8 protein-coding genes are annotated in these 11,185 nt (G+C 70.1%); 3 read left to right on the top strand and 5 right to left on the bottom strand.

From position 1 onward, the window contains the following. The coding region (locus tag ACPFP2_RS21270) for a pectate lyase family protein (protein ID WP_424090926.1) at positions 1–1,056 on the bottom strand (1,056 nt) is incomplete at its 3' end. 622 nt (positions 1,057–1,678) lie between these two features. On the opposite strand from ACPFP2_RS21270, the gene ACPFP2_RS21265 reads away from it, so the two are divergent. Both ACPFP2_RS21265 and ACPFP2_RS21260 read left to right on the top strand, forming a co-directional pair. Further along, positions 1,679–2,116 carry a hypothetical protein gene (locus ACPFP2_RS21265; protein WP_424090921.1) on the top strand — a complete coding sequence of 146 codons (438 nt, stop codon included), beginning with the start codon at positions 1,679–1,681 and terminating at the stop codon, positions 2,114–2,116. Further along, complete coding sequence (locus tag ACPFP2_RS21260; protein ID WP_424090920.1) at positions 2,109–5,810, top strand: tetratricopeptide repeat protein; 3,702 nt, start codon at positions 2,109–2,111, stop codon at positions 5,808–5,810. The genes ACPFP2_RS21265 and ACPFP2_RS21260 overlap by 8 nt, the downstream gene beginning before the upstream one ends. Positions 5,811–6,172: 362 nt before the next feature. Here the strand turns inward: ACPFP2_RS21260 and ACPFP2_RS21255 are convergent, their stop codons facing one another. The 3 genes from ACPFP2_RS21255 to ACPFP2_RS21245 form a co-directional block, all read right to left on the bottom strand. Then, entirely contained in the window at positions 6,173–6,661 is a 489-nt protein-coding gene (locus tag ACPFP2_RS21255) for a hypothetical protein (RefSeq protein ID WP_424090919.1), read from the bottom strand. 226 nt (positions 6,662–6,887) lie between these two features. Then, positions 6,888–8,156, bottom strand: coding sequence for a M48 family metallopeptidase (locus ACPFP2_RS21250; RefSeq protein WP_424090925.1), 1,269 nt, complete (start codon positions 8,154–8,156; stop codon positions 6,888–6,890). A gap of 128 nt (positions 8,157–8,284) precedes the next feature. Beyond that, on the bottom strand, positions 8,285–9,640 hold the full coding sequence (locus ACPFP2_RS21245; protein WP_424090918.1) for an APC family permease: 1,356 nt from the start codon (positions 9,638–9,640) through the stop codon (positions 8,285–8,287). Between the two features lie 71 nt (positions 9,641–9,711). Between ACPFP2_RS21245 and ACPFP2_RS21240 the strand changes: the two genes are divergently transcribed. After that, positions 9,712–10,761: a GlxA family transcriptional regulator gene (locus tag ACPFP2_RS21240; RefSeq protein WP_424090917.1), complete on the top strand. Its 1,050-nt coding sequence runs from the start codon at positions 9,712–9,714 to the stop codon at positions 10,759–10,761. Between the two features lie 111 nt (positions 10,762–10,872). Here the strand turns inward: ACPFP2_RS21240 and ACPFP2_RS21235 are convergent, their stop codons facing one another. Next, the gene (locus ACPFP2_RS21235) at positions 10,873–11,097 is read right to left on the bottom strand and encodes a hypothetical protein (protein WP_157745121.1); all 225 of its coding nucleotides are present in this window, start codon (positions 11,095–11,097) and stop codon (positions 10,873–10,875) included. Between the last annotated feature and the right edge of the window lie 88 nt (positions 11,098–11,185).

Genomic DNA, 11,185 nt, shown 5'->3' with positions numbered 1-11,185 from the left:
CTGCGGGGTGCAGTTGCCGTCCGACACCTGCAGGCCCTTGTTGGCGCCGGCGGTCTGGCTGATGACGCCGGGCACGCAGTTGGCCCCGTCGAGGCGGTAGGAGTAGGGGATGCTGACGGTGGTGTTGGACTGCGGGTTGGGGCCGGCGGGGTTGTGGTCGCTGCTGCGCGCCGACCAGGTCACGTTGTCGAAGGTGTTGCCGCTGACCTGCCAGTAGCCGGCTTCGCTGGTGTAGAAGGTGCCCAGGACGTCCTTGGAGTCCTTGAAGTAGTTGTTGTCGACCTTGGCCTTGGCGCCGGCGCGGGAGTTGATGCCGGACTCGTGGAGGTTGACGTAGTGGTTGTTGTAGATGTGGGCGATGCCGCCGCGCAGCAGGGGCGTGCGGGAGTCGATGTTCTCGTACTTGTTGTGGTGGAAGGTGACGAAGCCGTTGGAGCGGTCGCTCTCGCTGGAGCCGATGAGGCCGCCGCGGCCGGAGTTGCGCAGGATGCTGTAGGACAGCGTCACGTACTGGGTGTTGTTCTTCATGTCGAAGAGGCCGTCGAAGCCCTCCGACTCGCCGCCCGAGGCCTCCAGGGTGACGTGGTCGACCCAGACGTTGCGGACGTTGTCCTCCATGCCGATGGCGTCACCGCCGTTGGACGTGGGGGAGCCCGACTTCTTGACGTTCCGGACGGTCACGTTCTGGATGATGATGTTGCGGGAGTTGCGGATGTGGATGCCGAGCTGGTCGAAGACCGCACCGCCGCCGACACCGAGGATCGTGACGTTGCTGATGTCCTTGAGTTCGATCAGCCCGTCGGCGGTGTTGCAGCTCGCACCCGACACCTTGCTGGTGTTGCCGTGGTTGATGGTCCCCTCGACCTGGATGATGATCGGGGTGCTGCTACTGGCCCGACTGCACAGGGCCGCGTGGATCGCGGTCCCCGTCGTGGCCCGCACCGTCTGCCCACCCGCGCCGCCGGTGGTCCCACCGTTCTGGGTCGCGAAGCCGGTGACGCCGCCGACCGCTGCCGACGCCTGCGGCACCGCCAGGATCGCGCTGACCGCCGTCACCGCGGCGACCGCGGTCCCGCCCGCAACGAGCTTGAGTCTCGCCTTCGATCTCACTGTGGACTCCTCTGGAGTGAGCACGTCGGGAGGGCTGCGCCCTACAACCCCACGCCGCACGTGACTTCGACACTGACTCTTGCCCGGACAAGGATTAACATCGATGAAACACAGGCTAGGAAAGCGCTTACCGGCAAGGCAAGGTTTGCGACGTGCAGGTTTGTTGCAGATGGACGGGGCTGAGTATCCGCAGCTTCGTGGCGGCGCGGCGCCGACGGTGCCTGCTCGCTGCCCGGTCGGGACGAACAGCAGGTGGTCGTCGACGTCCGGGCTGCGGCCCGGTGCGGCTCGCCTCCGGCCCCGCCCGCTGCGATCGGCCGGGGCCGGAGGTACCACCATGCGAACCACACCGCCACCATTGCCGGCACCCCGCTGCCACTGAATCTGCCCAGCTCACGGACATCGGGTGGTGCCCGATGGACCCGCCCGACTGACCGAGCCGCCGACGCTGGTGCGGGCGAGGGTGCTGTCGAGTAGGCCAATGCGGTACCTGTTACCCCTCGTTCGGGGCGAACAGCCGGTCACGCCAGCGGATGTCCACCTTGACGTTGCGTGTCAATATCCTGCTGTGGACATCTTCAATGTCATCGTCGGCATCGTCGGTCTCCTCGCCGCACTGTTCGCCGTCTACGTCTTCATCGATGCCAGGCGCAAGGAGGCCATCGAGACACAGAAGGCGGCTGAGTATCAGCAACGGCTGGCGGACCTGCTTTCCATGACAAACGCGGTCGCCAAGCAAGCGACCATGATCACCGCACTCAGTGATCGCGACAGCGTCACCAAGAGCGAGCTCAAGCACCTGCTGATCGCGCAGCTCGCGACGGTGGAGAGCCTGCAGTCGAGTCTCGTCCGGACGCACGCGGTCGAGCAGCGCTGGCAGTTCGGTGTGCCGGCTACCTACCGCACCATCCCCGTCAGCGCGGCACCCGGGTCGCCCCCTCCAGCCCCCGCGCCCGTGTCGCCGCCGCACCAGCCTGCCAACGGCCAGCAGACGACCAGTGGCTGAGAACGTCTACACCTTCGCCCCATCGGAGTACCTACGGCAGGCGACCCCCCCGCCCGACAGCGACGACGCCTACGCCCATCGCGTCGGCGACGTGGTCCAACTGATCCTCGGGCGCCCGCCGGTGGAGGTCCTGGCCCGGCACATCGGCGGGTTCGGCGTCGTGTATGTGACCCGGTCGATCACCGACGGCGTGCTTTCTGCGGTCAAGACGCCCCGCATCGACCGTTACCGCGACAAGAGCACACTCGACGACTTCGCTCGTGAGGCGACCCTGTGGCGCAACCTGCCGCCGCACCAGTTCGTACTGCCCGCACTGCGCGTCTTCCGGTACGATTTGCGGCCGTACGTGCAGATGCCGTACGTTTCGCCCCTCACCGCATCTGGATCGTCGCTGGCCAGCCTGCTCACCGACGGGGCGAGGCACGGCGGCCTGGCCACCGGAATACTGACGATGGTGGTCGGCCAACTGCTCCAGGCGTTGGCGTTCATGGAGGCCGAGGTCCCGGAGTTCGCGCACGGCGACATCAAACCGGCCAATGTGCTGCTCAACGCTCCGGGTGGCGTGCTGTCCGACGACATCAGCGCCCAGCTGTCGGATTTCGGCCTGGCCCGCGTCCTTGATCAGCCCGGATCGCCGGACGGCGTCTCGGGCGACCTGAACTACCTGCCGGCCGAGTGGCTGCGGTCCGGAGCAGTGGCCACCAGCGCCGCCGGACAGCCGATCACCAAGCTTCAGGACCTGTACGCGTTCGGCTGCACGACGATGGAGTTGCTGCTCAACCTGCGCTGGCAGGCTCCCGATCCGGTAGACGGCCGGTGGCGGACCCTAACCGACCGTGGTCTCACCCTCGACGATCTGCGGAAGGCTCGGCCCGACGTCGGCGACGGCCCGCTGGGCGTCCTCTGGCAGTGCGTCGCCGTGCCTCCAGAGCAGCGCTGGCTCTCATTCCGTGACGTGGCGCAGGCTTGGCAGGAGGCCATGGCCGCGAAGCCGGGCGTCGCTGTCCGTGAACTGTCCTCGTGGACGCAGCTCGGAGCGGACCTCGTTAGAGACTCTACGGCAGAGTCGAACGCCACCTATCAGTACCTGACACGGTCCGGCACGGCAACGGTCGAGGAAGCGACCCGGGTGGCGGCTGCACTTTGGGACGCCAGCCAGTTCCGTGCCGTCGGCCGCGTGAAGGAGTCGTCGGAGATCCTGTCGGAGATCCGCAGGACCTACCCGAGACTGGCGACGGCGGTCGCAAGCAAGGCGCACGGGCTGTCGTTACTGGAGGACCGGTGGACCGAGGCGGTCCCGCTCTATCGACACGCCCTCGACCTGTACCGAACCGACGAGCTACAACGAGAGCTCGACAGTCTCGGATTTGCGGCTGCCTGCACGACCCTGGCCCAGCTGTTGCTGCTCGAAGACGACGAGGACGGCGCCGCGTCAGCCGCGGCCCTCGCCAGGGAAGCGATCGCCGCCAATTCCTCGATCGGGCTGGCACACGTCACGCTCGGCCACGCACTCATGGCGCTTGGCGAATTCGATGGCAGTATCGAGGCACTCGATCGGGCGGAACGACTCGACCCGGGGCGCAGCTCCGTCAAGATCGCGCGGCGAGCTGCGCGAGGTCTCGCCATGGGCGCGTTCCTCGATCCGGTCGGCATCGACGACCTAGACCCGGATCAGCGGGTCCGGGCTCGGATGTTGTGGGCCAGCCTGTCGCCGCCGCTGCGGGAGATGAAACGGCTGGAGGCAGTCGGCCGGTTCGATGACACGGCGGCCGTCGCCGCCGCCGCCGTACGCCGATGCCGGAAGCAGGGCGATCGCGGCGGGGAAGCCCAGGGCCTGACGATTCTCGCGAACGCCTTGCGCAGAGCTGGGCGCCTCGACGAGGCCGCAGTGGCGTTTCACGACGCCGCTGAGGTGTTTACCGCCATCGGGCGGCCCAACAGCGGGGCCGATGCGATCGTCTCCGTGGGAAGCATCCGCTACGAACAGGGCCGATTCGCCGAGGCGGCCGCCGCTCACCGCCAAGCGACCGAGGTCTTCAGCGAGGTGACGCAGAAGGATCGGCGGGCACACGCGGAGCTGGCGCTTTCCATGGCGCTGGGCAAGCTGCGCCGGTGGGACGAGGCGGTGGTGGCCGCGAGGACGGCTGTTCGCCTCCGGGCCGAGTATGGCGCGCCGGCCGACGAGGCGCTCGCGTGGTTCACGTTGGGCGAGTTGCACCGCGAGGCGGGCCAGGCGCAGGCGGCGCTGGCACCGCTGCGAAAGGCGCTGGAACTGTACCGGTCGGTGAAGAGCAATCAAGGGGTGGGGAGCGCTCTGGATCACCTTGGACTGGTTCTCACCGCTCTGGGCCAACCGGCCCAAGCGCTGGACCTCTACCGCGAAGCGGTGACCCTGCTGACGGCCGCCGACGACAGGAATGCCGTCCTCGTCGCGCGCGGGCACATGGTGGCGCTGCTGGTCAGTGAGAAGGCGTTCGACCAGGCGATCGAGTTGGCCAGGGACGCCCTGGAGGCCGATCCGGCCACCGCGACGGACCCGGGAGCCGCAGCGGTGTTCAACAATCTCGGTCTTGCTCTGGCCGGGCGGTCCAGATTCGCCGAGGCGGTCGACGCGCACCGGCGGGCCGCCGAGCTTCACGAGGCGAATCACAATCCGTCTGGGCAGTCGCTGGCGGTCAACAACATGGGTGCGGCCCAGCACGCCGCCGGGAACCTTGACGACGCCGAAGCGGCCTTTCGCACCGCGGTCCGCTTGGGCGCCGAGGCCGGCGATCCGGGCCGGGAGGCGGCGGCGCTGTTCAACCTCGGGCTACTGCTTGCGGACATGGATGACTACCCGGCCGCCGCTGCGACGCAGCGCCGTGCTGCCGATCTGTATGACGCGGCAGGCGAAACCGAACAGAAGGGCCGGGCGCTGCATCAAATCGGCCGCGTACTGAGCGCGCTGGGGCTGCCAGGGGAGGCTGCCGCCTCGTATGAGGCGGCGGTCGAGGCCCGTCGCTATGGTGCTGACCGGATCGGCCTCGGACGATCCTACTTCCACCTCGGCATGGTTCGTCATCAGCTCGGGCACCACGACCTCGCCGTCGACGCTCTGTCCGAAGATCTTGCGATCTGCCGAGCGGTTGGTCACGTTGCGGGAGAGGCGCAAACCCTGCGCAGTCTGGGTGACGTCCTGCACGCCGCCGGCCGGCTCGACGACGCGGACGCGGCGACTCGTTCCGCCGCTCAGCGATACGCCGACGCCGGCAACCACGCCGAGCAGGGCGAGGTTCTATATGGCTTGGGCCGGGATCTCGTCGAGCGACAGCGTGCGGGAGAAGCCGAGGAGACACTACGGAAATCGGCCGACGTGCTCGAGCGGGCCGGCGAGGTCGCCCTCTGCAGCAGGGTGCTGACCGACCTGGGCTTGCTGCTCACGAGAACCGGACCGATCGAGGAGGCAGAAGCGCAGTGTCGGGCGGCGGTGACCATGTCCGAAGCGCTGGATCAACCTCTTGTGGCCGGCTACGCCCACATGGGACTCGGTGTCGTCCTCTTCGGCGCGAGTGACCTCGCTGAGGCGGAGCGCACACTGACAGCCGCACGTAGCTACTTCGTCGAAGGGGACAACTCCGAACTAGTGTCCGCGACGAACCAATTGCTCGCGACCGTCGCAGCCGCGGTCGCCGCGGCGGGAGAAGGCAAGCCCTGACGCGCCAGAGCAGATGGCCGGCAGGTCCTGGGACATCTTTTCGGCGAAGATCTCCGCACACAGATCGAGGGCCTCGTTGGCGCTGGTCAACTGAGGTGATCGACCAGGAAGTGGATGCCCTCGACGCCCGACGACGTGCGGCAGGCACCTTGAAGAGGCCCGCCCCGCACAGCCTGGCAGCCGTCACGGGTCACGGCGGGCTGGTCCCGCATGGAAGATCAACAAAGTGGGGCGGGCGGGACTCGAGCCCGCGACCGAAGAGTATGAGATCAGGCTGCCCGTCCTTCAGACTCGCAGGAACAGCCGTGGGCGACTCTTCCTGCAAGCTGAAGCCCTGCCGCAGGTCCCCGTGTCAGCCCGCCTCAGATGAGGCAGCGGGCGAGTTCTGAGTGGTCGTAGGTCCAGTACCCGAAGAATCCGGACCATACCCAGCGCTTCACGTGCCAGTAGTGGTACTCGTACTCCAGGTAGAACCCTGGCCAGCCCGGATTCGGCTCGAGGCCGGTCCGCGCGCCTACGTACTGGTACTGGGTGGTTGAGGTGCTGCCGCAGCGATCGCCGCCGGTGGCGGTCACGGCCAGATCCGTGGCGGTGGCGATCGTTTCGCCGCTGCACCGCACGACGTAGCTGCGCTGGTAGTTGTCGGAGGCGGCGTCGACGACGTGCCAGTACCGATAGGTGCTCACGGAGCCGACCAGCCAGAAGGTCGTCGGCGTGCCGTCGACGACGCGGCTGTAGCTTCCCGCCGCAGCGCAGGCCAGGCTGTCCGGTGCGGCATGGGCCGCGGCGGGGAGGACGATGACGGACGCCAGCGCCGCGGTCGCGACGGCAAGGGCGAGTCTGAGTCTCATGGCCACGCAACCTACGGTCGATCGTCGCATTGCCGCACGTCAGTGGCGGTTTCCCGACACGGCTCCCGGCGAGCCGCCTTCCGGAGTCAGATGTCGGAGACCGTCATGACCGGCGAGCACGGGCGAGGAAGGCCCTCTTCGAGGCCCTGACCGAGGACGTCGAGATCCTGTCCGACGACAGCGTGGTCCCCCCGCCAACCGTATGCCCGCCGCCGGACACGACAGCTCAGTCGGTGGCCCAGGCGAGCTGACGGCCGACGCGCTCGAAGTGCCGCGCCAGTTCGGCGTCCAACTGCTCCGCCCGCGTCTCGGTCAGCGTCACCCGGGAATCCTGCCGGGCACGGGCGGTGAGCATCCGGTGCCGTAGGCCCTGCGGCGGATGCGAGGCGAACAGCGAGGTCCGCTCGCGGATGGAGAACTGGCGCAGCAACGGGAGCCGGTCGGCGGCGGCGGTCAGCGACCGGCCGACGTCCGCCCGCCATGTGGCCGGTCCCGCACCGCCCCGGCACGACTGCCGGACGACCTGCAGCACCGCGTCACCGTGCAACACGGTGTCCAGCATCTGGGTGGCACCGGCCGTGCCGGCCGCCCGGGCCGCCATCTCGTCGGCCAGGTACTCGGCCCGTTGGCTGTCGCGCAACGCGGTCACCACCAGCAGCAGATGGGCACCGAACAGCAGGCGGGACACCGTCCAGGACAGCATCCTGCCCAGGGCGTCGCCGATCATCTCGATGATGCCGCCACCGACCGAGCTGTGGCCGGGGCGGAACAGGTCGGCGGCGTTGCCGAGCATGGTCAGCGCCGGTTGGGTGACCAGCAGCCGCCGCACGTCACCGTTGACGAAGTGGCCCGGCTCGTGCCCGAGCAGCGCGATCCGCGCCTGGCCGTCCAACGCGCCCCACAGCGGCAGCCCCAGCACCAGGACCCGCCGCCGGCGCAGCCCGACCGATGTGGTGTAGGCGTTGAACGAGTCGTCGACCGCGACGACGTGCGGCAGCGGAGCACCGACCGCGCCGGCGACCTCGTCCACCAACGCGTGCAGTCCCGGAGCCTGCTCCCGCGAGACGACGTCCAGGTCCGGGTCGAGGCGACCGAACCGCGGCCGCAGCGCCACCGCGAGGCCGATCATGGCCACCCCGAGGACGACGGCCACGTTCGGGAACGGGAAGGCGAACAACAGCCACACCCCGATCGCCGCCAGCACGACGACCCCGGCGGTGAGCAGGATCGACGCCACCGCGGTCAACACGCCGGCCAGGCCGAGGCCGGACGACTCCAGCGGTCGATCGACCAGCACCGCGTACTGCTGGCGGTTCAGTCGCGCCGCGAGTCGATAGGTGCCGCGGTCGATCCAGGCCCAGCCGAACTCCGATGCCCGACCAGCCCGGTCGAAGGTGTCGAGGTTCCACTCGCAGACGGCACACCAGGGCACCGCCTCGCGGATGGACACGGTGGCCTGCCCGCAGCGGGGGCACGCGCTGCCGCGACTGATCATGATCACGACCGCTGATCATGCCGGGGCGATTCGTGGCGGAAACCAGCCGTTCGGCCTCTGTTGGCCTACTTCCGTGCCGGCCTCTCGGGGTACCGGGGCCAGATGCTGGTAGCGCCGCCTCCTTGCCCTCACCTGATGTCGGTCCGTCCGACCTGCGCGGTCCGCGTCCACACCCCACCGTCGGCCACCTCGTTGGGAGCCGAGGCCGGCGCTCCGGTGCGGGAGGCCCGGTTGCCCGTTAGCCGCAGGTAGAGCAGGGCCGCGCCGGTGACGATCAACGGCCACACGAGGTAGACACCGGTCATGACCAGCAGGAAGATCACCGCGCCGACGGTCGCCACGGCGGCGTACCAGGTCCTGCTGCGGCGCGGCAGCAGTCGCAGCGCCGCCGCGACGCCCACGGCGTACACCGTGACGAAGGACCCGGTGGTCAGCAGCACCAACGGGCGGGGGCCGACAGCGGCGACCAGCACCACGAGCAGGGCCAGGAAGGACAGCCCGGCGTTGACGGCGAGACTGTGCCGGGGTACCTCGCCTGCCACGCTTCCTCGGGCCAGCCAGGCGGGCAGCGCCCCGTCGCGGCCGAGGGCCGCGCCGAGCTTGGCCGCCCCGGCGTAGTAGGCGTTCATCGCCCCGAAGGTGAGCAGCAGCGCGGTCGCGGCGGCCGGCCACCGGGCGTCACCGCCGAGCGCGACGGCGAACAGCTCACCCAGCGGGGCGTCGGCCTCGGCTGCGGCCGATCCGAGTACGGCGACGACGGCGAAGGCCACCGCGAGGTACAGCACGCCCACCACGACGACCGCCGCGGCGGTGGCCCTGGGCAGGTCGCGGGCCGGACGGCGGAACTCGGCGGTCAGGTGGGTGATCGCCTCCCAGCCGACGAAGCTCCAGACCAGCAGCGCGGCGGCCGGGCCGATCGCCGTCCAGCCGTGCGGCGCGAACGGCTGCAGGTTGCCGGTCGAGGCGTGCGGCAGGGACAGCAGCACGGCCACGAGCAGGAAGGTGACCAGGATGCCGGCCAGCGCGAGCTGCACCCGCCCGGCGAGTCGGACGCCGAAGAAGTTGGTGGTCGTGACGACGACCATGAGCAGCAGGGCCGTGATCGCCACGGTCGTGCCGCCGCCGCCCACGGCCGCCTCGACGTACGCGCCGCCGAAGAGCGCCGCGGCGGCGGCGCCGGGCGGCACCGCGAAGTAGAAGCACCAGCCGACGACCGCTGCGGCTGGTGTCCCGAAGGCCATCCGGGCGTACGTGGACACACCGCCCGCGTCGGGGTAGCGGGAGCCGAGCGCGGCGAAGGTCGCCGCGAGCGGCGCGGACACGATCACCAGCAGCAGCCACGCGAACAGTGACGCGGGGCCGGCGGCCTCGGCCGCCAGCGCGGGAAGTGCGATGACTCCGGTCCCCAGGACGGCGCCGACGTACAGGGCGGTGCCCTGCGCGACGGTCAACCGACCCGTCGCCGGCGCGGGTGTCTCAGCCATGTGATCACCTTCGCCCGGACCGGCCGGGGTGAGACAGGTCGATTCGTGCCGGGCTGCGCTAGATTCCTGCCATGGCAGGGCACGTCGTCGCGGTGGCGGTGACCGACAACCTGCCGATCTTCGAGCTGGCGGTGCCCCAGGAGGTGTTCGGCACCGACCGCCGGGACATCACCGACCCGTGGTACGAGATGCGCATGTGCGCGGTCACCCCGGGCCCGCTGCGCCTGAGCGGAGGCGGCTGGCTCGACCCGCCCTACGGGCTGGACGACCTCGTCGAGGCGGACACGGTGCTGGTGCCGGCGCTCGCCCGGGCGACGCAGGTCGACCCGCCGGCCGACCTGGTCGAGGCGCTGCGGGTGGCGTACGGGCGAGGCAGTCGCATCGTGGGCCTCTGCACGGGCGCGTACGTCATGGCGGCGGCCGGCCTGCTCGACGGACGGCGGGCGACGACCCACTGGATGAACGCGCAGGACTTCGCGGCGCGCTACCCGCTGGTGCACCTCGATCCCCGGGTGCTGTACGTGGACGAAGGTGAAGTCCTCACCTCCGCCGGGACGGCTGCCGCCATCGACCTGTGCCTGCACCTGGTACGACGCGACCACGGCGCGGCGGTCGCCCATGAGGTGGCCCGGCGGATGGTGGTGCCGCCGCATCGGGCCGGGGAGCACGCGCAGTACCCGCCGCCGCCGGTGCGCGGTGTGCCGTCGGACGCGTTGAGCCCGGCGCTGGAGTGGGCCCGCAACCGACTCGACCAGCCCTTGACCGTCAACGACCTGGCCCGGGAGGCGAACCTGAGCCCCCGTACCTTCGCCCGACGGTTCCGGGACACACTGGGGACCACTCCCCTGCAGTGGCTGCTGGAGCAGCGGGTGCGGCTGGCTCAGGAGTTGCTGGAGACCACGGACGACTCGGTGGAGCGGATCGCGCACCGCACCGGCTTCGGCACGGGCGCCAACCTGCGTCAGCACTTCGGTCGGGTCAGTGGCGTCAGCCCCCGGACCTACCGGCACGTGTTCCGGTACCGGGCCGCCGCCGCGGCGCCACCCGCCGCACGGCCGGCGGTGTGGAGCACCCCGGACGGGCAGGCGACGGCCGCCCGCTCGGACGGCGGCGCGGCCTGACGCACCTGCCCGGTCGACCGGGCAGCTGGCTTCCTCGCAACGCCCCGGGAGCGCGTGCGGGCGGCGTCTTGCCGGTGCAGCCTCTGGGCGGCCGGCAGACGCGAGGTCCCCTCAGCGCGACGTCGCCGGGAGCCTGGCCGCCCACCACATCCCGACGGCGGCCTCGACGGCGCCGAGGGCCCGGGTGAGGGCGGGACGTTCGGCGAAGACGCGCATCGGCCGCCACCGTTGTGGCCCGAGGATCCAGCGGGAGACGTGACGCTCGGGCATCACCGTGCCGAGTACGCCGTCGCCGATCATGACCATGGCAGCCAGCTCGGATGCACGAACAGCCATCAAGGCCCCCTCAGGTCCGGCACGACGCGATCGGTGACTGTCGGCGGCGTATACCCGCGATCGCACCGGGCAAAAGCCCGACCCACTC

It is taken from the genome of Micromonospora citrea, assembly GCF_049629545.1.
Lineage (GTDB): Bacteria > Actinomycetota > Actinomycetes > Mycobacteriales > Micromonosporaceae > Micromonospora > Micromonospora citrea_A.
The sequence above is the reverse complement of the archived record's forward strand: the minus strand, read 5'-3'. Positions and strand labels throughout refer to the sequence as shown.

What these genes read in the sequence shown, in the direction of transcription:
- ACPFP2_RS21245 (WP_424090918.1), bottom strand. Translation starts at nt 9,640, where the DNA reads ATGGCTGAGACACCCGCGCCGGCGACGGGTCGGTTGACCGTCGCGCAG.
- ACPFP2_RS21255 (WP_424090919.1), bottom strand. Translation starts at nt 6,661, where the DNA reads ATGAGACTCAGACTCGCCCTTGCCGTCGCGACCGCGGCGCTGGCGTCC.
- ACPFP2_RS21250 (WP_424090925.1), bottom strand. Translation starts at nt 8,156, where the DNA reads ATGATCAGTCGCGGCAGCGCGTGCCCCCGCTGCGGGCAGGCCACCGTG.
- ACPFP2_RS21240 (WP_424090917.1), top strand. Translation starts at nt 9,712, where the DNA reads ATGGCAGGGCACGTCGTCGCGGTGGCGGTGACCGACAACCTGCCGATC.
- ACPFP2_RS21235 (WP_157745121.1), bottom strand. Translation starts at nt 11,097, where the DNA reads ATGGCTGTTCGTGCATCCGAGCTGGCTGCCATGGTCATGATCGGCGAC.